19 protein-coding genes are annotated in these 24,262 nt (G+C 68.9%); 12 read left to right on the forward strand and 7 right to left on the reverse strand.

Going from position 1 to position 24,262, the window contains the following annotated elements; all coding sequences use genetic code 11:
• Positions 1 to 5: 5 nt before the first annotated feature.
• From FG94_RS05030 to FG94_RS05040, 3 genes are read left to right on the forward strand one after another with little or no spacing between them, the layout of a single operon-like run.
• Positions 6 to 3,551: a hybrid sensor histidine kinase/response regulator gene (locus FG94_RS05030; RefSeq protein ID WP_267872326.1), complete on the forward strand. Its 3,546-nt coding sequence runs from the start codon at positions 6 to 8 to the stop codon at positions 3,549 to 3,551.
• Positions 3,548 to 4,501 carry a diguanylate cyclase gene (locus tag FG94_RS05035; RefSeq protein WP_036207914.1) on the forward strand — a complete coding sequence of 318 codons (954 nt, stop codon included), beginning with the start codon at positions 3,548 to 3,550 and terminating at the stop codon, positions 4,499 to 4,501. Before FG94_RS05030 ends, FG94_RS05035 begins: the two co-directional genes overlap by 4 nt.
• 47 nt (positions 4,502 to 4,548) lie before the next feature.
• Entirely contained in the window at positions 4,549 to 7,995 is a 3,447-nt protein-coding gene (locus FG94_RS05040; protein WP_036207918.1) for a hybrid sensor histidine kinase/response regulator, read from the forward strand.
• Between the two features lie 13 nt (positions 7,996 to 8,008).
• Here the strand turns inward: FG94_RS05040 and FG94_RS05045 are convergent, their stop codons facing one another.
• On the reverse strand, positions 8,009 to 9,076 hold the full coding sequence (locus FG94_RS05045) for a hypothetical protein (protein WP_152570850.1): 1,068 nt from the start codon (positions 9,074 to 9,076) through the stop codon (positions 8,009 to 8,011).
• 98 nt (positions 9,077 to 9,174) lie between these two features.
• Positions 9,175 to 9,777, reverse strand: coding sequence for a DedA family protein (locus tag FG94_RS05050; RefSeq protein WP_036207924.1), 603 nt, complete (start codon positions 9,775 to 9,777; stop codon positions 9,175 to 9,177).
• Between the two features lie 161 nt (positions 9,778 to 9,938).
• Between FG94_RS05050 and FG94_RS05055 the strand changes: the two genes are divergently transcribed.
• Positions 9,939 to 10,904: a LysR substrate-binding domain-containing protein gene (locus FG94_RS05055; protein ID WP_051996212.1), complete on the forward strand. Its 966-nt coding sequence runs from the start codon at positions 9,939 to 9,941 to the stop codon at positions 10,902 to 10,904.
• On the opposite strand, the gene FG94_RS05060 is transcribed toward FG94_RS05055, so the two are convergent.
• The 3 genes from FG94_RS05060 to FG94_RS05070 form a co-directional block, all read right to left on the reverse strand.
• On the reverse strand, positions 10,883 to 11,824 hold the full coding sequence (locus tag FG94_RS05060; RefSeq protein WP_051996214.1) for a class I SAM-dependent methyltransferase: 942 nt from the start codon (positions 11,822 to 11,824) through the stop codon (positions 10,883 to 10,885). The genes FG94_RS05055 and FG94_RS05060 overlap by 22 nt on opposite strands.
• Before the next feature lie 97 nt (positions 11,825 to 11,921).
• A complete protein-coding gene (locus FG94_RS05065; protein ID WP_036207926.1) occupies positions 11,922 to 12,305 on the reverse strand; it encodes an OsmC family protein in 384 nt (127 codons plus the stop codon).
• Between the two features lie 50 nt (positions 12,306 to 12,355).
• A complete protein-coding gene (locus tag FG94_RS05070) occupies positions 12,356 to 13,057 on the reverse strand; it encodes a pirin family protein (protein ID WP_036207968.1) in 702 nt (233 codons plus the stop codon).
• A gap of 240 nt (positions 13,058 to 13,297) precedes the next feature.
• Between FG94_RS05070 and FG94_RS05075 the strand changes: the two genes are divergently transcribed.
• The 3 genes from FG94_RS05075 (at position 13,298) to FG94_RS05085 (ending at position 16,333) form a co-directional block, all read left to right on the forward strand.
• On the forward strand, positions 13,298 to 13,819 hold the full coding sequence (locus FG94_RS05075; RefSeq protein ID WP_036207928.1) for an ankyrin repeat domain-containing protein: 522 nt from the start codon (positions 13,298 to 13,300) through the stop codon (positions 13,817 to 13,819).
• A gap of 101 nt (positions 13,820 to 13,920) precedes the next feature.
• Positions 13,921 to 15,822: a bifunctional diguanylate cyclase/phosphodiesterase gene (locus FG94_RS05080; protein ID WP_051996216.1), complete on the forward strand. Its 1,902-nt coding sequence runs from the start codon at positions 13,921 to 13,923 to the stop codon at positions 15,820 to 15,822.
• Between the two features lie 55 nt (positions 15,823 to 15,877).
• Positions 15,878 to 16,333: a hypothetical protein gene (locus FG94_RS05085; RefSeq protein ID WP_036207930.1), complete on the forward strand. Its 456-nt coding sequence runs from the start codon at positions 15,878 to 15,880 to the stop codon at positions 16,331 to 16,333.
• On the opposite strand, the gene FG94_RS05090 is transcribed toward FG94_RS05085, so the two are convergent.
• The gene (locus FG94_RS05090) at positions 16,299 to 16,841 is read right to left on the reverse strand and encodes a GNAT family N-acetyltransferase (protein WP_229445861.1); all 543 of its coding nucleotides are present in this window, start codon (positions 16,839 to 16,841) and stop codon (positions 16,299 to 16,301) included. The two genes, FG94_RS05085 and FG94_RS05090, sit on opposite strands and share 35 nt — an antisense overlap.
• Before the next feature lie 157 nt (positions 16,842 to 16,998).
• On the opposite strand from FG94_RS05090, the gene FG94_RS25810 reads away from it, so the two are divergent.
• The 5 genes from FG94_RS25810 to purU all read left to right on the forward strand — a co-directional run bounded on the left by FG94_RS25810 (position 16,999) and on the right by purU (position 22,291).
• The gene (locus FG94_RS25810; protein WP_051996218.1) at positions 16,999 to 18,198 is read left to right on the forward strand and encodes a sensor histidine kinase; all 1,200 of its coding nucleotides are present in this window, start codon (positions 16,999 to 17,001) and stop codon (positions 18,196 to 18,198) included.
• Positions 18,195 to 18,941, forward strand: coding sequence for a LytTR family DNA-binding domain-containing protein (locus FG94_RS05100; protein WP_027863960.1), 747 nt, complete (start codon positions 18,195 to 18,197; stop codon positions 18,939 to 18,941). The genes FG94_RS25810 and FG94_RS05100 overlap by 4 nt, the downstream gene beginning before the upstream one ends.
• Before the next feature lie 106 nt (positions 18,942 to 19,047).
• On the forward strand, positions 19,048 to 20,790 hold the full coding sequence (locus FG94_RS05105) for a histidine kinase famiy protein (RefSeq protein WP_036207935.1): 1,743 nt from the start codon (positions 19,048 to 19,050) through the stop codon (positions 20,788 to 20,790).
• A 4-nt stretch (positions 20,791 to 20,794) separates the two neighbouring features.
• Positions 20,795 to 21,151 carry a response regulator gene (locus tag FG94_RS05110; RefSeq protein WP_036207938.1) on the forward strand — a complete coding sequence of 119 codons (357 nt, stop codon included), beginning with the start codon at positions 20,795 to 20,797 and terminating at the stop codon, positions 21,149 to 21,151.
• 231 nt (positions 21,152 to 21,382) lie between these two features.
• The gene (purU, locus tag FG94_RS05115) at positions 21,383 to 22,291 is read left to right on the forward strand and encodes a formyltetrahydrofolate deformylase (RefSeq protein ID WP_051996220.1); all 909 of its coding nucleotides are present in this window, start codon (positions 21,383 to 21,385) and stop codon (positions 22,289 to 22,291) included.
• A gap of 177 nt (positions 22,292 to 22,468) precedes the next feature.
• Here purU and FG94_RS05120 read toward each other — a convergent pair.
• On the reverse strand, positions 22,469 to 24,262 hold a 1,794-nt coding region (locus FG94_RS05120; RefSeq protein WP_307188113.1), incomplete at its 5' end, for an ABC transporter ATP-binding protein/permease.

Below are 24,262 nucleotides of genomic sequence, written 5' to 3' on the forward strand. Positions count from 1 at the left end.
CCTGAATGAAGCGCAACGCTGTGCACCCGACGTCCTCCCTGCTGCGCGTCAGCATGGCCTGGCGCAGGCTCATGCTGCTCGTCTTGCCGGCGCTGGCGGCCCTGGCGCTGGTGCTGTTCGCCCAGGGTGTCCACGCAGCGGGGAGCGAAGCGCTGGTGCTCGGGCCGCACACGCGCAGCATCGATACCTGGTCCGCCACCACGGTGCTGGTCGACGAGGGCGGCAAGCTCGACGCCGCCGCGGCGCTCGCCGCCACCGACCGTTACGCCCGCCCGGACACCGCTCGCGGCGTCCTCGCGCTGATCCAGGATCCGCACTGGGTGCGCATCCCCTTGCGGGTGGCGCCTGGCGCGCCGCATGACTGGGTGGTGCAGATCGACTTCGGCATCCTCGACCAGGTCGAGTTCTACCTGGAAGACGGCGGCCGCCTGCGCAAGCTCGCCAGCAGCGGACGCCGCCTGGCCGAGGATGGCGCGCTCAAGGGCCGGGTTCCCGCCGTCGCCCTCAGGCTCGAGCCGGGCGCCGACTACACGCTGCTGGTGCGGGTGTTCGCCAGGGGGCCGCGCGTGGCCCCGATCAGCATCATGCAGCCGGACGCCTACCAGCGCGCTGCGCTGGGCGAGCAGATGCTGCAGGGCCTGCTGCTCGGCATCGCCCTCTGCCTGATCGCCTACAGCCTCGGTCAATGGTTCACCCTGCGCGAGCCGCTGTACGGCAAGTACGCGATGTACGTGGGCGGCCTGACCCTGTATGGCCTGGTCTGGTTTGGCTTGGGCGAGCAATTCCTGTGGCGCGGCCACGAGTGGTTCAGCAAGCACGTGATGGGGCTGTCCTCGCAGATCGCCTCGGCCGGCGCCTACCTGTTCGTCGAACAGATCCTGGCGCGCCCGGGCATGGACCGGCGCTTTAGCCGCATCATGAAGGGCGGCGCCGCATTGTGCATCCTGGCCGGCCTGCTTTGGTGCCTGGGCCTGCTCGACCACCGCATCCTGATCGTGTTCACCATGACGGTCGGCGCCGCGCCGATGTTCCTCGGCCTGCCCGGCGCCTGGCGCCGCATGCGCGCCGGCGACGAGATCGGATTCTACTTCCTGTTCAGCTGGCTCTTCAGCGCCGGCGGCGCCGTGGTGCAGGCCCAGCTGGCGGCGGGCGTCCTGCCGGCCAACTTCTGGACCCTGCACTCGCTGCAGCTGGGCGTCACCATCGACATGCTGATGTTCATGCGCATGATCAGCCTGCGCAGCAAGGCGACCCAGCAGGCCATGCTGCGCGCCGAAGCGGAAGCGCGCATGAGATCGGAGTTCCTGGCCAACATGAGCCATGAGATCCGCACCCCGATGAACGCCATCATCGGCATGAGCCGCCTGGCCCTGATGGGCGAGGCGCCGCCCAGGCTGCGCAACTACCTGTCCAGGATCCTGGGCGCGGGCGAACACCTGCTGGGTTTGATCAACGACATCCTCGACCACGCCAGGATGGAAGCCGGCAAGCTGGCGATCGAAAAGCTGCCCTTCGACCTGAACGAGATGCTCGAGCACCTGGCGAGCGTCATCAGCGTCAAGAGCGACGCCAAGGGCGTGGAACTGGTCTATCGGGTCGGCGCCGGGGTGCCGCAGCAGCTGGTGGGCGACCCGCTGCGCCTGGGGCAGGTGCTGGTCAACCTCGCCGGCAACGCCGTCAAGTTCACCGAGCGCGGCGAAATCGTCGTGGCGGTCGAACTGCTGGAGCGCCACGACGGCAGCGTGACGCTCGAATTCTCGGTGACCGACACCGGCATCGGCATGAGCCCGGAGCAGATCGGGCGCCTGTTCCAGTCCTTCACCCAGGCCGACAGTTCGACCACCCGCAAGTACGGCGGCAGCGGCCTGGGCCTGTCGATCTCGCGCCAGCTGGTCGAGCTGATGGGCGGCCGGATCGCCGCCGCCAGCACGCCGGGCGCCGGCAGCCGCTTCGCCTTCACGGCGCCGCTCGGCCTCGCGGATGGCCAGGGCGCCGTCGCCGCGCGCCATGCCGCCCTGCCGGGCGTGCGTGCGCTGGTGGTGGACGACAGCGCCACCGCGCGCGCCGCGCTGGCCGAAATGCTGGGCAGCCTGGGCGTGCGCGCCGACACCGTGGCCTCGGGCGAAGCATGCCTGGCCGCGCTGGCGCAGGCCGAGGATGCGGGCCTGCCGTACGGCGTGGTCCTGATGGACTACCTGATGCCGGGCCTGGACGGCGTCGAGACGATCCGCCGCATCCATCAGGGCGGTCGCGGCGCCGGCGGCACCCCGCCCCCGGCCATCCTGATGGTCTCGGTGTGCACCCGCGACACCGTGCTGGAACAGGAAGGCGAGCTGGCGGTCGACGCCTTCCTGCACAAGCCGGTCGGCCCGGCGCTGCTGTACCACAGCCTGCTGCAGGCGCTGCACCCGCAGCTCGGCCTGCCGGATGCGGGCGCCGTGGCCGCGCAAGGCATCCCTTCGCTGGCCGAGCTCCCGCGCCTGGACGGCGCCCGCATCCTGCTGGCCGAGGACAATGCCAATAACCGCGAGGTGGCCCTGGACTTCATGGCCGCGGCGCGCATGCAGGTGGATGTCGCCTTCAATGGCGTGGACGCGGTACGCATGGCCTTGGCGGGCGACTACGACCTGGTGCTGATGGACATCCAGATGCCGGGACTCGACGGCCTGGACGCGACCCGCGCCATCCGCCAGGACCCGCGCATGCGTGACCTGCCGATCGTGGCGATGACCGCACACGCCCTCCCCGGCGACCGCGTGAAGATCCTGGAAACCGGCATGAACGACCACGTCACCAAGCCGATCGATCCCGACCTGCTGTTCTGCACCCTGCTCAAATGGATCGATCCGGCGCGCCTGGCCGGCCGGCCGCTGCCGCTCCAGGCGGCAGCACCGGCCGGGCTGGAAGTGCCGGAGGGCGCGGCGGCGCTGGCGGCCCTGCCCGCCGTGCCGGGACTGGACTGGCGCCAGGCGCTCGACAAGGTCGATGGCCAGCGCGGCCGCCTGGAAAAGCGCGCCAGCAGCTTCGTGCGCGAATACGCCGATGCCCCGCGCATGCTGCGTGAAGCGCTCGGCGCCAGCGACCATCAGGGCCTGCAGTCGCTCGCCCACAACCTGAAGTCGAGCGCCGCCTATGTCGGTGCCTTCGAGCTGGCAGCGGCCGCGCATCGCCTCGAGCAGGACCTGCGCAGCGGCCAGGCCGGGCGCCTCGCGGTCCAGGTCCCGGGCCTGGTGAATGCGGCGGAAACCGTGCTGGCGGCCCTGGCCCGGTTGGCGGAGGCGGCGCAGCCGAGGGCAGCCGATCCGGCCAGGCCGCCGGCCCGGCCGGCGCTGGCCGCGCTGGTGCTGCGCCTGCGCCTGCTGCTGGAGGCCGACGACGCCCGCGCCGAGGACGCGCTGGGCGAACTCGAGCTACTCCTCGCTGGCGGCGCCCACGGCGACACCCTGGCCAGGCTGCGGCGCGCGGTGGAGGACCTGGAATACGAGGCCGCCCTGGCGCCCCTGGCGCAACTGCTTGCCGGCCTTGAACTGAACATGGAGGACGCGGCATGAACGGCGTGGAGATGCAGAAGGTGCTGGTCGCCGACGACGACGCGGTGAACCGCGACGTGCTGGGCGAGCTCCTCAAGCCCGAGTACACCGTGCTGCTCGCGAAGAACGGCGCCCAGACCCTGGAGCGCGCGATGCGCCACCTGCCCGACCTGATCCTGCTCGACGTCCTGATGCCGGACATGGACGGCTACGAGGTGCTGCGCCGGCTGCGCGCCGACCCGCTGACCGAGCACATCGCCGTGATCTTCATCTCCGGCCTGGACCGGCCGGAAGACGAAGCCAACGGCCTCAAGATGGGCGCCTCGGACTACATCACCAAACCCTTCAACCAGACCGTGGTGATGGCGCGCGTGGCCCTGCACCTGCAGGTGGTGCGCCAGCGCCGGATGCTGGAGCGGCTCGCGAACATCGACGGCCTGACCGAACTGGCCAACCGGCGCCGCTTCGACGAGGTCTTCGCGCTCGAATGGCAGCGTGCGCGCAGGTCCGGCCGGCCGCTGTCCCTGGCCCTGCTCGACGTCGACGCCTTCAAGCAGTACAACGACCGCTACGGCCACCCGGCCGGCGACCGTGCGCTGCGCGCCGTGGCGCGGCTGGCTGCCGCTGCGACGCGCCGGCCGGCCGACCTGGCGGCGCGTTACGGCGGCGAGGAGCTGGTCCTGCTGCTGCCCGAAACCGGCGCGGCCGAGGCATGCCAGCTGGTGTCGCAGATGCTGCTTGCCGTGGCCGCCCTGTCGATCGCACACGAAACGTCCGGCGTGGCGCCGGTGCTGACCGCCAGCGCCGGCGGCGCCACCCTCGAGCCCAGTGGCACCGAGACCGCCTCTAGCCTGTTCGACGCCGCCGACGCCGAGCTGTACCGCGCCAAGCAGGCCGGCCGCAACCGCGTCGTCTGGCGCGAGGCCGCACCCGGCGGCGTGCAGTACCCGCTCGATCGCCACCCGCTGTAAGGCCACTTGCCAACAATCTTCGCTTGACCCTTCGCACGTTTATCTTCATGCACGCTGCATACCGCACACTCATCTTCCTGCTGGCGCTATTGCTCTCTACATTGGCGGCGCTCCCCGCGAACGCGGCCACGGTACTGCTCACGCGCGACCTCGCGCGCGCCGAGGCCTGGCCGGCGCTCACCATCCTGCGCGATCCCGGCGGCAAACTGAGCGCTGCCGACGCGCTGGCGCGCGGCAGGGAGTTCGAAGCGCCGCGCACCGCCTACGGCACCCTCGGCATGCAGCCCGGCGCAACCTGGGTGCGCATCCCGCTAAGGGTCGCACCGGACGCTGCCGATGGCTGGGTCATGCAGGTCGACTTCGCCCTGCTGGACGAGGTCGACGTCCACCTGGCGGGTCCGCAGGGATTGCGCCACGTGGCCAGCATGGGCCGGATGCAGCAGGCCGCCGGCGAGAGCCTGAAGGGCCGGGTCCCGAGCGCGGTGCTGCGCCTAGCGCCCGGAAACGAATACACCGTACTGCTGCGGGTCGCCTCGCAAGGCCCGAAGATCCTGCCGATCAGCTTCATGCAGCCGCATGCCATGCTGTCCGACGCGCTCGGCGAGCAGATCCTGCAAGGCTTGCTGCACGGGCTGCGCATCACCCTGTTCCTGTATGCCATCGCCCAGTGGCTGTCGCTGCGCGAGCCCCTGTTCGGCAAGTACGCCCTGCAGGCGGGCGGCGTGACCGTCTATTCGGCCTCCTGGTTCGGCACCGCCGGCCAGTACCTCTGGCCCGGGAACGCCTGGATGCTGGAGCACGGCGCCGGCATCGCGTCCATCCTCGCATCCTGCGGCGCCTACCTGTTCGTCGAGCAGTCGCTGGCCCGCCCCGGACAGGACCGCATCTTCAGCCGGCTGATGAGAACACTCGCCGGCCTGTGCCTGGTCACGGCCGCCGGCTTCGCACTGGGCCTGATCGACCATGAGCGCCTGGTCCTGATCGTCGGCACCCTCGGCATCCTGCCGATGCTGTGCGGCCTGCCCGGCGCCCTGCGCCGCGCCCGCGCCGGGGACCCGGTCGGCGGCTACTTCCTGGTCGGCTGGGGCGTCGCCTTCGTGGCCGCCTTCGTCACCGCGCAGCTCATCAACGGCAAGCTGCCGGCCAACTTCTGGACCATGCACGCCCTGGTGTTCGGCAGCACCTTCGACATGCTGGTGTTCATGCGCATCCTCGGCCTGCGCACCAAGGCCATGCAGACCGCGATGCTGCGCGCCGAGGAAAGCACCCGCATGAAGTCGGAGTTCCTGGCCAACATGAGCCACGAGATCCGCACCCCCATGAACGCGATCATCGGCATGAGCCGCCTGGCCCTGATGCGCGATCCTTCCCCGGCCCTGCGCAACTACCTGGACAAGATCCTGGGCGCGAGCGAGCACCTGATGGGCATCATCAACGACATCCTCGACTTCTCGCGCATCGAGGCCGGCAAGCTGGCGATCGAAAAGGTGCCTTTCGCGCTCGACGACATGCTCGACCAGCTGGCCAGCCTGACCGACGTGAAACTGGAGTCCAAGGGCATCGAGCTGGTGTTCCGGGTCGGCCCCGGAGTGCCGCAGCAGCTGGTGGGCGACCCGCTGCGCCTGGGCCAGGTCCTGATCAACCTGGCCGGCAACGCGGTAAAATTCACCGAACACGGCGAGGTCGTGGTGGCGGTCGAGGTCTTGAAAAGCGGCGCGCAGGGCGTGAGCCTGGCATTTTCCGTCACCGATACCGGCATCGGCATGACGCCGGAACAAACCATGCGCCTGTTCCAGTCCTTCAGCCAGGCCGACAGCTCGACCACCCGCAAGTACGGCGGCACCGGCCTGGGCCTGTCGATCTCACGCCGGCTGGTCGAGCTGATGGGCGGCGAGATCACGGTCAGCAGCACGCCGCAGGTCGGCAGCTGCTTCCGCTTCACGGTGCCCCTGGGCCTGCCCGCGGACCCGGCAGGAACGAACGCGCCGCGCCCGGTCCTGCTGGCGGACATGCGCGCCCTGGTGGTGGACGACAGCGCCAGCGCACGCTCCGCCCTGGCCGAGATGCTCGGCGCCCTCGGCGTGCGCGCCGACACCGCGGCGTCGGGCGAGGAAGCACTGGCCCTGCTGGCGCGCGCCGCGCAGGACCACCGGGCCTACCGTGTCGTGCTGATGGACTACCGGATGCCGGGCCTGGACGGAGTCGAGACCATCCGCCGCATGCGCACGGATGCGCCGTCGGCGCAACTGCCGGCGATCCTGATGATCTCGGCCTATACCCGCGAAGCGGTCATGGAGGAACAGGGCGCCCTGCCGGTCGACGCCTTCCTCCATAAGCCGGTCGGGCCGGCGCTGCTGTACCACAGCCTGCTGCAGGTGCTGGATCCGCAGCCTGGAGCCGGCCCGGTCCAGGGCCGGACGCAGGTCATGGCCGAGCTGCCGCGCCTGGACGGCGCACGCATCCTGCTGGCCGAGGACAATGCCAACAACCGCGAGGTCGCGCTCGACTTCATGGCCGCCGCGCGCATGCAGGTGGATGTCGCCTGCAACGGCGTCGACGCCGTACGCATGGCGCTGGCGGGCGACTATGACCTGGTGCTGATGGACATCCAGATGCCCGAGATGGACGGCCTGAGCGCCGCGCGCGAGATCCGCAGCCATGCGCGCCTGCGCGAGCTGCCGATCGTGGCCATGACCGCGCATGCGCTGCCGAGCGACCGCGCGCTGAGCCGCTCGGCCGGCATGAACGACCACGTCACCAAGCCGATCGATCCGGACCTGCTGTTCTGCACCCTGCTGAAGTGGATCGATCCGGGCCGGCTGCAGGGCCGGCCGCTGCCCCTTCCGGGCGCTCTTGCACCCTTGCCGCCCCACATGCCGCTGACGGAACCGGCCTTGCCGGCCCTTCCCGGCATCGACTGGCGCCTGGCGCTGGAAAGCGTCGGGGGCAGCCGCAGCCGCCTGCAGAAGCGGGCCGGCAGCTTCGTGCGCGAATACGGCACGGCGCCTGCCATCCTGCGCGAATCGCTGGAGCTGGGCGACTACCCGCGCCTGCAGTCGCTGGCGCACAACCTCAAGTCGGGCGCGGCCTATGTGGGCGCGCTCGACCTGGCCGGTAGCGCCAGCCGCCTGGAACAGGACCTGCGCAGCGGCCAGCTCGAGCGCCTCGGGGTGCAGGTGCCGGCACTGGTGGCCGCGACCGAAGCGGTGCTGGCCGGCCTGGCCCGGGTGGCGTCGGCCGCCCTGCCCGGGCGCGCCGGTCCGGCCGCCCTTGCCGCCGTGATCGGCCGCCTGGAAGCCTACCTGCGCAGCGACGATGCCCGCGCCGAGGATGCGCTGGCCGAGCTCGAATCGCTGCTGGCCGCGAACGGCCGCGCGGCGCCGCTTGCCGAGGCGCTGGCGGCGCTGCGCCGTGCGGTGGCGGAGCTAGAGTATGCGGCCGCGCTGGCGCCGCTCGATGTGCTGGCGGTGCAACTGGCGCCGGACGCGGCCTGATGGCGAGGGTGGCTCAGCCGCGGCAGACCAGGCCGAAGCGGGTCGCCTCGCAGCCCCGCTTGAGGCAGGCGGTGGCGTGGTAACCAGCCGCGCGGCATAAACGCAGGGTTTCGGCCAGCGGGCTTTCCGGATCCGGCTGTTCGGCAGACACGGTACGCATGGGCGGGACCGGCGCCGGGGCCGCTACCCGGTCGCGCGCCGGCTTGGGCGGCTGCTTTTTCGGCTCAGGACGTGTCGGTTTTGCGGACGCCGCGGCGGCAACGCGGCGCTCCTGTACGCGCTTGGCCGCCGGCTTTGGCGCAGGCGGCTTGGCGACGGCTTTCGGGGGCGCGGCGGGCGGCGCGACCGCTGCCGGCTCTGAGCTTTCAATCTCTGCGCTGCCCGACGCCACGGCCACCGGCACATTGTCGACCAGGTCGGCAGGTGGCGGCGCCGCTTCGACCGGCGCCGGCGTCAGCAATCTCAGCGGCGGACGGGCGTCGGCTCCCGGTTCGGAGGCGGGAGCGGCAGCCGGCACCGTCAGCGGCCGCGCCGGATTCTCCTGTGCCGGCGTGTGGTCGGCCACGACCGCCAGCGTCGATTCCACGCGGGTTTCCTGCACCATCCACGCCGCCGTACCGGCCACCGCCACCACCGCGGCCAGGCCGACGGTCCAGCCCAGGGCCTTGCGGCCCCAGCGCTCGGTCCAGGGCGGCGATTCCGGCTGCAGCGGTATCGACCAATCCGGCTCGCGGCTGGAGAAAGAGGCGAACTCGGGCGAAACGCGCGGGGCGGCGCGCGGTGGCTCCGGTGCACCCGACGGCGCCATGCTGGGTTCGACGCGGGGCGGCACGAAAATCTGCGCCGGCGCCGCATGGGGCGGCGGTGGCGCAGGTGCTTCGACTGGCGCACGGCTGCGCCAGACGCCGGCGCGCTGGCGAAAGGGCGTCTCCGGCGCGCCGGCCGGCGCTGGGGCATGGGATGGCGCGACCTCGGCCTGTGGCTGCGGCGCCGGCGGCGGCGCAGCCTGGACGCGGCGCACCGGGCGTACCGGCACAGCGGACTGGCTGTCGCCGAAGTCTTCCAACAATCGGTTCTTCATGGGCGGGACCTGCTTGCGAACAGGTCGAGTGTAGCCGAATCACCGGAATCCTGCGTGCTGCGGTGCGGCATGCGCACCACAACCGGCCTGCATGCCGCTCAGGCCTTGGCCGGCCGGTGCGTGACGACGCGGTAGATGTACCAGGCCAGCAGGATGCCGAAGATGCCCTTCGACACCGGATCGACGTACTTGCCCACCTGTTCGTAATTGCTCTCAAGCAGGAAACCGGCCCCGGTCAGGATCCCGGTCCAGGCCAGCGAGCCGATCGTCGAATACAGCAGGAACTGGCCCCAGGACATGCATGCCAGCCCGGCCGGCACCGAGATCAGGGTGCGGATCGCCGGGATCAGGCGCCCGAACAGCACCACCGAGCGGCCGTGGCGATCGAACGCGGCGATCGCCTTGTCGATGTCTTCGCTGCCGACCGTCATCCAGCGCGCGTGCCGGTCGGCGAAGGCCTTCAGGCGTTCCTTGCCGTACTTGCGTGCGCCCCAATACCAGGGCAAGGCCCCTGCGATCGAGCCCGCCGTGCCCGCGACCAGCACGCCGACCAGGTTGAGGTCGCCACGCGCGACGACAAAGCCGGCAAAGGGCATGATCAGCTCGGACGGAATCGGTGGGAAGATGTTTTCGAGGGCCATCAGCAGGAAAACGCCGATGTAGCCGCTCTTCTCCAGGAAGCTGGTGATGAACTCGAACATGGTGGATCGCCGGTTGAGGATACGGATTCCACACTACCATGTTGTCAAGAACACTAGCGCTCGCCTGTGGCGGGCCGATAGTCTATGGCGCTCGCCGCGGCACTCCGCTACCATGCGGAACTTCCCTCTTGGAATTCCGACAACAGGACAAAGGACCGCAATTGCTGAAGCTCAGCCTGGACGCACTCGAAATCGTCGAAACCATTGCCCGCAAGGGCTCCTTCGCCGGCGCCGCGAAAGAACTGTTCCGCGTCCCCTCCACCATTTCCTACACGGTCGCGAAACTCGAAGAAGACCTGGGTGTGCGCCTGTTCGACCGCTTCGGCCCGAAAGTGGCCCTGACGGCGGCCGGCAAGGAGTTGCTCAAGGAAGGCCGCTACCTGCTGCGCGCCGCGGGCGACCTGGAGTCGCGCGTGCGCCGGGTCGCCTCCGGCTGGGAGACCGAGCTGACGATCTGCATGGATTCGATGCTCGCGCCCAGCGGCCTGCAGCCCGACATCGAAGCCTTCTACGAGGTGGCCGACCAGACCCGGCTGCGCCTGGTGAGCGAGGTCCTGTCCGGCACCTGGGACGCCCTGCTCGACCGCCGGGTCGACCTGCTGGTCGGTGCGGCCGGCGAAGGCCCCTCGGGCGGCGGCTACACCGCCGAGCCAATGGGCGCCAGCCGCTTCGTGTTCGCGGTGGCGCCCGGCCACCCGCTGGCCGCCATCGATCGCCCGCTGGAAAAGGCCGACCTGCTGGACTACCGCGCGGTCGCGGTCTCGGATTCGGCGCGCCAGCTCGGTCCGCGCACGGTGGGCCTGCTGTTCGGCCAGGACATGCTGGCAGTGCCGGACATGGAGACCAAGTTCGCCTTCCAGCTGCGCGGCATCGGCTTCGGCTTCCTGCCCGAGTCCTGGGCCCGGCCCGCGATCGAGGCCGGCCTGCTGGTGGAAAAGGAGGTGGTCGAGCCCAAGCCGGACGAGACCTTCTACCTGGCCTGGCGCAGCGGCGAGGAAGGCGCGGCGCTGGCCTGGTGGGTCAAGCGCATGCGCGAGCATTCACCCTTCGCGCGCCTGATCACGCGTCACTGCCACGAGGCGCACCTGAAGGTGCAGCCCGAGGATCAGGCCGGCCGAACAAAATAGACGAAGGTGCTCTTCGGGTACAGGTGGCGGTAGACCGGGCGCGCCAGCGTCTTGAGCGCCGACTTCGGTTCCATCCAGCCGCTGCTGGCGTTGTACAGCTTGCGCAGCGATGGACGCAGCGGCACCAGGCCGGCTTCGCGGCCCAGCGCATTCAAGGAATCGCAGGTGAAGGCATTGATGTGCTCGAAGGGGGCGATGGCCATGATGTCCTCCGGGCTCAAGGCCCCGAAGTCCCTGGCGCCGAGCAGCTTGCGGATCGACTTCGCGGAGTTCGGTACGCTCAGCTTCACCAGGCCGCCCGGCCGCAGGGCGCCGGCAAGCGTTTTCAGCGTGTCGCCGGGCTCGAGCAGGTGCTCGAAGACCTGTTCCGTATTAATGAAATGAAATTCGTCGCGCGGCAGCGCACCGGCATCGACTACCGGGATGCCGACCGACTTGGCATACTCGATCCGCACCTGCGACAGCTCGGCGCCGCACACGTCGACCCCGTAGGCGCCGGCCATCTTCGCCCACTCGGCCCAGCCGAAGCCGAAATCGAGGGCCTTGATGCTGCCCGGGCGCACGCGGAAATGGTCGAGCATGAACTGTACCTGCTCGGCCAGGTAGCGGTAGTCGTCCAGGCCCCAGCGCGCCGCCACCGCTTCGCGTTCGGTGGCCGGCAGCCAGCGGTCGTAGATTTCCTCGAGCAGCTCGGGCGCCGGCACCTGGGCCTGGAAGGCCAGGCCGCAGTGTTCGCACTGGGCCAGTTCGTAGTCGTAGCCAGTGAAGTCGCGCTCGACCCGGCGCCCGTAGTGGTCCTGCATGTAGCGGCTGATGCCGGGGCTATCCAGGGGTTCGCGGTACAGCGTGCGGGTGGACAAGCGCCGGCAACCGGGACATTGGCCGCGCTTGAACAGCAGGGGACGGGATGAATCAAGCATGGCGGCCTCCGCAGTCGATACAGGGCTACTGCTGACAAGCGGATGGTATGCCAAAGGCCCGCGCCCTGCCATGGCGCGTCAATCGTGCGCGGGTAATTCAGGCCGCCTGGGTCTCGATGCGGATGGCGCCGGACAGAGTCTTGTGCACGGGGCACTTGTTGGCGATATCGGTCAGGCGCTGGCGCTCCTCGGGCCCGAGCGCGCCCACATACTCGATGTGGCGCTGGAAGGCGTAGCCGCCGTCTTTCGGACCGTGGGTGATGCGCACCCGCACGTCCTCCAGCGCCAGCCCCTTGCGGCGGGCATACATCGTCACCGTCAGCGTGGTGCACGCGGCCAGCGCCGCGGCCAGCAGGTCGTGCGGTTCGGCGCCGCTGTCCTCGCCGCCGAAGGCCTCCGGTGCGTCGCTCAGCAGCTGGTGCCTGCCGATCGTGATCACCTGCTGCAGCTTGCCCTCGCCTTTTTGTGCAGTCACTTCCATCGCATTCCCCCCGTCTCGGTAATGGCGCGGGCGGTCCCGCGCCTTGTTGCTCAGTTGGGCAGGTCGAACACCAGGATCTCGGCCGCCTCGGCCTGCTCGAGCCGCACCGTATCCTCGTCGGTAATCTTGAGCGCGTCGCCGCCCTGCAGTTGCACGCCGTTGACCGTGGCGCGGCCGCGGATCACGTGAACGTAGGCCTGGCGTCCGGCAGCCAGCGCGTGGCTCAGCGCATCGCCCCCGTTCATGATCGTGGCGTAGATCGAGGCGTCCTGGCGCATCGACACCGAACCTTCACGGCCGTCGTTCGAGGCGATCAGGCGCAGGCGTCCCTGCTTCGAGGCGGCGTCGAAATGCTTTTCCTCGTAGCCCGGCGGCTCGTCGGTGGTGTTCGGCTCGATCCAGATCTGCAGGAAATGCACGCCCTCATCCTTCGAGTGGTTGTACTCGCTGTGGACCACGCCGCTGCCTGCGCTCATGCGCTGGACGTCGCCGTAGCGCAGCACCGAACCGTTGCCCATGCTGTCCTTGTGCTCCAGCGCGCCTTCCAGCACATAGGAGATGATTTCCATGTTGCGGTGGCCGTGCGAGTCGAAACCGCGGCCCGGGGAGACGTGGTCCTCGTTGATGACGCGCAGCGGACCGAAACCCATGTGCTTCAGGTCGTAGTAGTGGCCAAACGAGAAGCTGTGCTGGGATTTGAGCCAGCCGAAGCTGGCGGCGCCGCGTTCATTGCTTTTACGTACGTTCAACATGGTGTTCTCCTTGTGAATTGGGTGACCATCGAAGGTCTTGATCATCGGCGATCTGCTTCCTGTAAGCCGTTGCGCCGCTGCCGTTCGATGCGATGGAGCCATTATGCGCGCCCGGATCAGGATTGGAAAACGAGTAATTTACCGCTGAATCATCGAAATTTTCGAACCTCCCCGGCGAGCGTGCTCCCCGAGTTCTCCCCATATGGTCTAATCGCAGGAGAACAAGCCCTGGAGCCGACCATGCAGACTGCCCGCCCCGACCCGAACACGCTGGACGACGCCACGCTCGTCTTCGTGCGGTCCGTGTTCCAGCACGCGCGCGCCGGCGAAACCGAGGCGCTGGCCACGCTGCTGGCGCAGGGCCTGCCGCCGAACCTGCGTAACGAACGCGGCGACAGCCTCTTGATGCTGGCCTGCTACCATGGCCACGCCGACACGGCGCGCGTCCTGCTCGAGCACGGCGCCGACCCGGAACTGATGAACGACGCCGGCCAGACACCGCTCGCCGGCGCCGCCTTCAAGGGCGACCTGGCGGTGGCTACCCTGCTGCTGAACCATGGCGCGAGCGTTGCCAGCGCCGGCCCGAACGGCAAGAACGCCCTGATGTTCGCCGCCATGTTCAACCGCACCGAGATCGCCCGCCTGCTGCTGGCGCGCGGCGCCGATCCGCATGCGCTGGACGCCGACGGCCTCAGCGCGCTGGCGGCGGCGCAGCGCATGGGCGCACAGGATACCGCTGCTTTGCTGGCCGGCCTGGCCTGAGTATCGAGGCGCGTTCGTTTGGTTGAAGCAACATTGCAAACTGGCTTTGGTTCTGGCGTAATACATTCAAGGAGCCCATCGGTTCAGCAAAGCAGAGACAAATGGAACGACCTCGTATTCCGCTGGATGAAGCCCAACGCCTGGCCGCCCTGCACGCCACCAGGCTGCTCGGCAGCGCGCGCGAAGAGACCTTCGACCGCATCACCCGCACCGCCGCGCGCCTGCTGGGCGTGCCGATCGCCCTGGTGTCCCTGATCGACAAGGATCGCCAGTGGTTCAAGTCGCGCACCGGCCTGGATGCCTGCGAAACCCCGCGCGAGATCTCCTTCTGCGGCCACGCCATCCTCAGCGACGAACCGCTGGTGGTGCCGGACGCGGCCCAGGACGCGCGCTTCGTCGACAATCCGCTGGTCACCGGCGACATGCACCTACGCTTCTACGCCGGCGTGCAGCTGTACTCGGTGGACCGCAAGAAGATCGGCACCCTGTGCGTGATCGACAGCAGGCCGCGCCAGCTCGGTCCCGGCGAGCTCGACGCCCTGCGCGACCTGGCCCGCATGGTCGAGCAGCTGGTCTACCACCGACAGCTGGCGATGGCGGCGCAATCCCTGAGCGAGCGCCTGCAGGACTGCGCGCCGGCCCCGGGCGGCTCCCCGGCCTCGGGCGAACTGGCCTGGTTGGTCGCGCATGACCTGCTCACCGGGCTGCCGAACCGCCAGGCGATGCTGCGCGCCATCCAGGGCAGCATCGCCGGCTGGCGCGCCGACGGCACGCCGGCCCTGGTCGCCTGCATCAACGTCGATCACTTCAAGCGCTTCAACGAGACCCTCGGCCACCGCGCCGGCGACGAGATCCTGGTGGGCCTCGCCACCAGCCTGCAGGCCCTGCTGCGCGAAGGCGACATGCTGGCGCGCGCCGGCAGCGACGAATTCCTGCTCCTGCTGCATGCGCGCGGCGAGCACCCGGAACCGGAACGCGCGTTCGACCGCATCATGGCGGCGGCCAACCGCGCCATCCCGACGCCGGACGGTGAAATCGCCCTCACCTGCAGCATCGGCACCACCCTGCTGCCGCAGGACGGCGACGACGCCGACGCCCTGCTCAACAACGCCGTCACTGCGATGCGCCATGCCAAGGCACAGGGCCGCGGGGAAATCGTCCGTTTCACCCCGGAGCTGCGCACCGAGCACGGCCGCCGCCTCACCCTGGAGAGCCACTTGCGGCGCGCGATCGCCCAGGACGAGCTGTTCCTGCAGTATCAGCCGAAGGTCGACCTGCGCAGCGGCGGGCTGGCCGGCTTCGAGGCCCTGGTGCGCTGGCGCCACCCGGAATACGGCGTCATTCCGCCCGACGAATTCATCCCGATCGCCGAGGAGAGCGGCATGATCGTCCCGATCGGCGAGTGGGTGCTGCGCAGCGCGGTGGGGCAACTGGCCGCCTGGCGCGCGCAAGGCTTGCCGCTGGCGCCGGTGGCGGTCAACCTGTCGGCGCGCCAGTTCCTGCAAAGCGACGTGATCGCCACGGTGGGCGAACTGCTGGAGCAATCGGGCCTCGCGCCCGGACTGCTGGAACTGGAACTGACCGAAAGCGTATCGATGGCCGACCCGGAACGCAGCGTGGTCGTGATGCGCGGGCTGGGCGATCTCGGCGTCATGCTGAGCATCGACGATTTCGGCACCGGCTATTCGAGTTTCGGCTACCTGCGCCGCCTGCCGCTCGACAAACTCAAGATCGACAAGTCCTTTGTGCAGGACATGGCGCACAGCGCCGAGTCGTCCGCCATCGTGCAGGCGATCGTCGCCATGGCGCACCGCCTGCAGCTGGCCGTGATCGCCGAAGGCGTCGAGACGGCGGACCAGGTGGCGGCCCTGCGCAAGGCCGATTGCGACCAGATCCAGGGCTACTATTACTCGCGGCCGCTGGCGGTGGAAGATTGCGCGCCCTTCATCCGCCAGTATGCGGCCGCGCCGGCCGGCGGATCGTCTGTTTCGGCAAAGGCGTGAGCGGCGGGCTTGCCGATATAATCCCACGCTTGCGTAACCACACCGAAGGATGACGATGAAAGCACTGCCCCTGTTCCTGTCCCTGGCATTGAGCTCGCATGCCGCGTTGGCCGACGATGCCGGCATCTTGAAATGCCGCACCCTGACCGACACCGGCGCCCGCCTGGCCTGCTACGACGCCATCCAGGTCGGCGCCCGGCCGCAGGTGGCGACCGCCGCGGCCGCGCCGGCGCGCAGCAAGGAGGAGAACTTCGGCATCGAAGCGAAGAAGCAGCGCGAAGCGGAACCGCAGTCGATCACCTCGACCATTGCCGGCGACTTCCAGGGCTGGGGACCGTCCTCGCAGATCCGCCTCGCCAATGGCCAGGTGTGGCGCATCATCGACGGCAGCGAAGCCGTGCTGGCGCCGATGCGCGACCCAAAGGTCACGATCGAACGGAACATGTTCGGCACCCTGTTCCTGAGGGTCGACGGAACTAACAGTTCCGCGAAAGTACGCCGGGTCCAGTAAGCACGCGTACCATGTAGCGCGCCACGCCCGGATAGCTGGCCAGGGCGGCGCGCGCCGTATCGCAGGACGTCGCCCCGGCTTGGTAGCCGAGCGCTCCCCAGAAGGCGGCGGTATCCTGCACCGACACCAGCGCCGAGGAGGTGAAACCGCGCGCGCGCGCCTGCGCCAGCAGGTGCTCCACCAGCCTGCGCGCCAGCCCGCGGCCATGCGCGCGCGGCGCCACCGCCAGGTCGTGCAGGTAGAGCGTGTCGGCTTCCACGGCGGGTTCGAAGGGCGCGCCGAGCGGCGTTACCTTGCCCAGCCTGCTCGGGTAGGCGAACAGGTAGGCGCAGATCCCCTCCCCATCCTCCGCGACGATGCAGCTTTCCCTGGCCGCGCCCATGCGCGCCAGCACCACCTCGCCCGCTTCCTGCATCGACGGCGGGTAGCAGGCCGCCTGCACGGCGAGGAGGATATCGAGGTCGGCCGGGCGCATGGCGCGGATCCCATGGCGATATGCGTACTGCATGATTCTGGCGAGATAAAAACGCGGGATGGTAGCACGCTGCCGGCTTCCTCGTCGTTCGTCGCACCGCCATCGTCGTTCGTCGCGCCGTACTTTCACGCCGTGATCGGCTTTCCTAGACTTGCCACATTGCCTTATATTGAACAGCAAGGAGAACGACATGTGGCGCAAGATCATCGACTGGTACGAGGAACTCGAACGTGAACACCTGGCCATCCTGGAGCGGCCGGAGCTGGCTGCGCAGGTGGCGCCCGGCTACCGGCGCAAGATGGCGGACAGCCTGGCGACGATGTCGCCGATCGAGCGCCAGCAATTGCGTGACTTCTCGCTGACCTATCGCGGACGGCGCTTCTGGCTGGCGATCGCCAAGTTCGCCCTCGCCTTCACCTGCATCGGCCTCCTGATGGAACTGGCGCTCGACAAGGGCAGCTGGATTGCGCCGGTCGTCGTCGCCAATCTGCTGGGGTTCGGCTTGCTGATGGGCGGGGTCGGCGTCTGGTTCAACGCCACCCAGTCGTTCAGGAACACCCGCAGGTTCGTCGTCGGGATGCTCCTTGGCGTACTGGGCGCCTTCGTCGGCATCGCGCTCGGCGACGGGCGCCCGCTGGTGGAGCAGATGCCCAAGCTCATGCGCATGATTCCCTTCGTCGCCCTGATCGGCGCCCTGGCCGCCGTCCCCTTGATCGTCCTGGCGCTCTACCGCCGCCGCCAGAATGCCGCGCTGATGGAGCAGCTGCAGCGCGATGCCGAGCGCGAGCGCCTGGCGCGCGAGCTGAGCGAATCGCAGCTGCGCATGCTGCGCGCCCAGATCGAACCGCACTTCCTGTTCAACACGCTCGGGGCGGTGCAGCAGCTGGCGGCGGATGGCGCCCCGCGCGCCGCCGCGCTCACGGCCGACCTGATCGCCTTCCTGCGCGCCAGCTTCAGCGACATGCGCTGCGAGCAGGTCAGCCTGAAGTGCGAGTTCGCCACCATCGAATCCTACCTGCGCGTGATGCAGGCCCGCATGGGTGCGCGCCTGCGCTTCGAGATCTCGCTTCCCGATGCGCTGGCTGCGAGCGAGGTGCCGAGCATGATCGTCCTGACCCTGGTCGAAAACGCGATCAAGCATGGCATCGAACCCTCGCTGCGCGGCGGCGAGATCCACGTCGGCGCCGCGGCGCAGGATGCCGGCATCCGCATCTGGGTGCGCGACAGCGGCGTCGGCATGAGCGACACACCCGGCAACGGCGCGGGCCTCGACAACGTGCGGCGCCGCCTGCAGCTGGCCTATGGCGACGCGGCGCGCCTGGTGCTGCGCGAAGCCGAGCCGGGCCTGAGCGCGGAGTTGCATGTGCCGGCGAAGAAGGAGGCGGCATGACGCGGGTCCTGATCGCCGAAGACGAACCGCTGATGCGCGAACGCCTGGCCGGCATGCTGGCGACCTGCTGGCCCGAGGCCGAGGTGGTACTGCAGGCCGAGAACGGCAACGACGCCTGGGATGGATACCTCGAGCACGAACCCGAGGTCGTGTTCCTGGACATCCGCATGCCCGGCCTGTCCGGTCTGGAAGTGGCCGAGCGCATCGGCGACAGCGCCCACGTGGTGTTCGTCACGGCCTACGACCAGTACGCCGTCGAGGCCTTCGACGCCGGCGCGGTCGACTACCTGCTCAAGCCGGTGCAGCTTGACCGGATGGAGCGCGCGTTGGCGCGCATCCGGTCGAAACTCAGCACGCCGCCGGCCGACCTGGGCGAGCTGCTGCGCCACCTGAAGACCGCCCTGCCCGGCGCGCGCACCGAGAAGATGAAGTGGATCAAGGCCACCGTCGGCAAGCAGATCCGCCTGATCGACGTCGACGAGGTGCTGTTCTTCCAGTCCGACAGCAAGTACACGCGGGTGGTGCTCTCCGGTTCCGAAGCGCTGGTGCGGATTCCGCTGAAGGACCTGCTGGGCGGGCTGGACCGCGACCGCTTCTGGCAGATCCACCGCGCCACCCTGGTCAATGTCGGCGCCATCGCGGCGGTCGAACGGCTGGACGCAGAACGCATGCAGGTGCTGCTGCGCGGCTGCAGCGAGAAACTGGCGGTAAGCCGGACTTTCACCCACCTGTTCCGTGATTGAGAAACCGCGAATTCGTCATTTTAAGACTTGTAAAATTGCCTCTGTTATATAATTCACACAAGAAGTCCGGCCTGCGCGTCGTTCTTCTCTTTGAACAGGGGGATGCATGGCAACTGGCAGCAGCAAGGAAGAACGGGATCGCCTTCCGCACGACGACGCGTCCAGCCATGGCCAGAGCGAAGGCGTGCCCAGCGTGGGCCAGCTGGAAGGAAGCGCCTTCAATCCGCTCGGCGACCCGGGCGTGCGCCACTGGCAGGCCAGCCAGATCTCGCGCCCCGGCTTCGAAGAGCGCGGCAACATCTTCTTCGCCGCCATCGAGATGACCCGCATGCCGATGGTGGTGACCGACCCGAACCAGCCGGACAACCCGATCGCGTTCGTGAACCGCGCCTTCCTCGACCTGACCGGCTACGAGGAGGAGCAGGTCCTCGGCCGCAACTGCCGCTTCCTGCAGGGCGAGCAGACCGACCCGCATACCGTCGAAGAGATCCGCAATGCCTTGCGCGAACAGCGCGCTGTGGCGGTCGACGTCCTCAATTACAAGGCCGACGGCCGGCCGTTCTGGAACGGCCTGTTCATCGGCCCGGTGTTCGACGAAGGCGGCAAACTGCTGTACTACTTCGCCTCGCAGATGGACATCACGCGCCGGCGCGTCTCCGAGCAGTCCTACCTGCAGGCCCAGAAGATGGAAGCGATCGGCCAGCTGACCGCCGGCCTGGCGCACGATTTCAACAACCTGCTGCAGGTCGTCGCCGGCAACCTGGAGCTCGCCGCCTCCGATCTCGACGACCGAATCACCGTCGGCCAGGCCATCGACCGCGCGCGCCTGGCCAGCGAAAAGGCCGGCAAGCTCACCCAGCAGCTCCTGACCTTCGCGCGCAAGCAGCGCCTCGAGCCGAAGCGCCTGAACCTGAATTCGCTGGTGGTGGAATTCAGCGAGATGCTGGTGCGTACGCTGGGCGACAAGGTCGACCTGCACCTCGACCTGAAGCCCGGCCTGCCCTCGTGCACGCTCGATCCGACCCACATGGAGATGGCGCTGCTGAATGTCCTGATCAACGCGCGCGACGCCATGCCGGAGGGCGGCAAGGTCACGGTCGCCACCTCGACCATGGACGACCCGGAGAAACTGGAGCGCCTGCACCTGGCGCCTGGCCGCTACGTGGTGATCTGCGTGATCGACCGGGGCGAAGGCATGTCGCCGGAGGTCGCGGCGCGCGCCACCGAGCCCTTCTTCACCACCAAGGGCCCGGGCACCGGCCTGGGACTGGCGATGGTGCACGGTTTCGTGCAGCAATCGCACGGCCGCCTCGAGATCGAAAGCGCGCCGCAGCAAGGAACGACCATCCGCATGGTATTCCCGCAGGCGTCCAAGTCGGCCATGGAGATCATGGGCGAGCGTTCCGGCAACGGTGCCAGGTGGACGCCCGAGGCGATCCTTGGCAAGCGCACCGTGCTGGTGGTGGACGACAGCGAAGAGGTGCGCGAACTGGCCGAGATGCACCTGCGCGCCGGCGGCTACAGGGTGTTGGGCGCCCCGAGCGGCGAGGCGGCCCTCGAGATGATCGAACGCTACGGCAGCATCGACCTGCTGTTCACCGACATCATCATGCCGGGCGGGATGAACGGCCTGCGCCTGGCCGAACTGGTGCGCGAGCGCCAACCCGAGGTGCCGGTGCTGCTGGCCACCGGCTACATCGACGCGTTGCCGGCCGTCAAGGGCGAGGCCGCATCCTTCCCGATCCTGACCAAGCCCTACCGGCTGAACGAACTGGCCGAGCGCATCCGCCAGGCCCTGAAGGTCGACCTGCGCGTGAATCCGGCAGCCGGCTTCACCCACGAGGGCTGACACCATGCACATCCTGCTGGTCGACGACGAAGAGGCCATCGTCTACGTGTTCCAGCGCTACCTGGAGCGGGCCGGCTACCGGGTGACGGCGGTGGTCGATCCGAACGAGGCGCTGGCCATCGGCAGCGCCGGCGGCATCGACATGCTGGTCACGGATTTCCGCATGCCCGGCATGACCGGCGCCGAGCTGATCGCCCGCCTGCGCGAACTTCATCCCGAGCTGCCGGCCCTCGTCGTGACCGCCTTCGGCGCCGAAGTCGGCGTGGCCGCGGCGGATGTGCAGGTGCTGAACAAGCCCTTGCCGCCGCATGACCTGGTCGACGCGGTGGCGCGGGCGCTGGCGCCTGCCCAGCCATCCTGAGCCACGGGCGCCTGCGCTTCGTCGCGTTTGCGCCGCGCGCATCAGTCGTGCGCTCCTTGACGGCGCAGGCCGCATCGGCCATGCTGTTAGAATAACAACGTCTGCATCGTCCACGAGGCTTGCACGGCGGCGCCACCGGCATGCGGCCACCCTTCGCACTGTCCTCCACGCCGCCGGCAACAGCGCAGGCGCCAACCTCACGACCGCTTCATCGCACGCAAGGACGATCGCATGACCCCGAACTCGACCCCAAACGAAGGCGCCAGGGCGCCGCACGCGCCGACCGAATACATCCTCAATGCCAGCTGCCGCGCCGGCATCGGCATCGTGGCCGCCGTCGCCACCTTCCTGGCCGAACGCGACTGCTACATCTGCGCGCTGGAACAGTTCGACGACGATTCCACCGAGCGCTTCTACATGCGCGCCGTATTCCGGCTGCAGGCCGGCTCCCCGAGCATCGAGAACATCCGCGAGCAATTTGGCCAAGGCTGCGGCGCCCGTCTCGACATGCAATGGAAGATCCACGACCCGGCGGACGCTGTCAAGACGGTGATCATGGTGTCGAAGGACGACCACTGCCTCGACGACCTGCTCTACCGCCGCCGCAACGGCGAACTGAACATGTCGATCACGGCGGTGGTGTCGAACCACCTCGACCTGCGCCCGATGGTCGAGCGCGAAGGCATCCGCTTCATCTTCCTGCCGGTGACCAAGGACAACAAGGCCCAGCAGGAAGCCCGCCTGCTGGAAGTGGTCGAGGAGACCCGCGCCGAGCTGGTGATCCTGGCGCGCTACATGCAGATCCTGTCGGACGAGCTGGCGCGCCGCCTGGCGGGCCGCTGCATCAACATCCACCACTCCTTCCTGCCCGGCTTCAAGGGCGCCAAGCCCTACCACCAGGCCTTCGACCGCGGCGTCAAGCTGATCGGCGCCACCGCCCACTACGTGACGCCGGACCTCGACGAAGGCCCGATCATCGAGCAGATGGTCACCCGCGTCGACCACAACTTCCGTCCGGAGCAGCTGGTGCGGGTGGGGCGCGACAACGAATGCATGGCGCTGGCCGCGGCGGTGAAGTTCCACATCGAGCGCAGGGTTTTCCTGCACGGGAACAAGACCATCGTTTTCCGGGGTCCGTGAGCTGCAATCGGTCCGGATTCGAGAGTTGGCAGTAACACGTCGTCCCGGCGCAGGCCGGGACCCAATTCAGTTGCGCAGCGAACTGCTCCACGGGCAGGCGATAACGCACGCAGAACTTGGGCCCCGGCCTTCGCCGGGGCGACGGTCTTGCGGCCGCGGGCTGGTTCCATCGGTATCTCAGCGCCCCGCGTCCTTGTCCATGCGCTGCTGCAGCAGCCATAAGCGGGCGTAGGTCCCCTTGCGGCGCAGCAGTTCGGCATGGCTGCCCTGCTCGACGACGCGGCCGCGGTCCATCACCACGATGGTGTGCGCATTGACGATGGTCGACAGGCGGTGCGCGATCACCAGGGTAGTGCGGTCCTGCGACAGCCGGTCCAGTTCGCGGGTGATCGCATGTTCCGAGTCGGCGTCGAGCGCCGAGGTGGCTTCGTCGAAAATCAGGATAGTCGGATTCTTGAGCACCGCGCGTGCGATCGCGATGCGCTGCTTCTCGCCGCCCGACAGGTTGACGCCACGCTCGCCCACGGGCGTGTCGTACTGGTCCGGTAGCGAGTCGATCACCTCGTGCAGATGGGCGGCGCGGCAGGCCGCCACCACGTCCTCGCGCGTGCTGCCGCTGCGTCCATAGGCGATGTTGTTGCCGATCGTGTCGTTGAACAGCGCCGTCTCCTGCGGCACCACGCCGATCGCGATGCGCACGCTGGCGGCTGCGCACTGGCGGATGTCCTGGCCATCCACCAGGATGCGGCCATTGGCCGGGTCGTAGTAGCGCAGCAGCAGGCGCGCCAGCGTCGACTTGCCAGAGCCGCTGCGCCCGACCACGGCCAGCGTGGTTCCCGGCTCGATGCGCAGGCTGACGTCGACCAGCACCGGACGCGCCGGCTCGTAATGGAAGCTGACGTGCTCGAATACGACCTCGCCCCGGCCCGGCCGCAAGGGCGGCGCCCCGGGCGGATCGAGGATCTCGGGACGCTCGCGCAGCAGCTCGAACAGGCGCTCCGCGTTTACCCAGGCGTCGCGCGCCTCGCGGTAGACGAAGCCGAGCGCATTCAGCGGCAGGCAGACCTGCAGCGCGTAGGCATTGATCAGGACCAGGTCGCCCACGCTCATGCTGCGCGCCAGCACGGCCTGGCCGGCCAGCACCATGATGGCGGCCACGCCCAGTGCGATGACGGCTCTCTGCCCCACGTGCAGGGTGAACAGGGCGCGCTGGTTGGCCCGGCCGGCCTCCTGCCAGTCGCCCATGATGGCGGCGAAGCGCCGGGCCTCGCGCGCCTCGCCGCTGAAGTACTTGACCGTATCGTAGTTGATCAGGCTGTCCGCCAGCCGCCCCTTGGCGGTGGAGTCGAGCTTGTTGACGCGCCGCTGGTAGACCACGCGCCGCGCCGTGAACACCAGCGTGAAGCCGGCGTAGACCAGGAAAGTCACCAGGATGATGCCGGCGAAGCCCGCCGCATAGCGGCTCAGCATGATCGCCAGCACCAGTCCGATCTCGACCAGGGTCGGCACGATCGTGAACAGGCCGACCCCGAGCAGGAAGGCGATGCCGCTGGTGCCGCGATCGATGTCGGGCAGCAGGCTGCCGAGCTTGCGCCGGGCGTGGAAACGCGGTCCCAGCGCGTGCAGGTGCGAGAAGGCCTTCTGCGCATAGGCCGCGACGGCCTCGAGGGTGACCCGCACGAACAGCAGGTCGCGCCACTCGTTGAACAGGGTGGACGAGAAGCGCAGCAGCGCGTAGCCGACCAACAGGTAGAGCGGCAGCGTGGCCGGCAGGCTGGCCTGGGAAAATGCGTCGATGATCCGCTTGAGCAGCAGCGGCACCGCCACCGTGGCGAGCTTGGCCAACAGCAGCAGCACGACCGCCGCGACGATGCGCCAGCGGTGCCGGCCCAGCACCTGCCACAGCTCGGCGCCGGACACGCGCCGCCGCCCCGCCTCCCCCCGCCTTGCTCTTATACACCACCTACCCCG

Origin of the sequence: Massilia sp. LC238 (assembly GCF_000735635.1) — a bacterium.
GTDB lineage: Bacteria > Pseudomonadota > Gammaproteobacteria > Burkholderiales > Burkholderiaceae_D > Telluria > Telluria varians.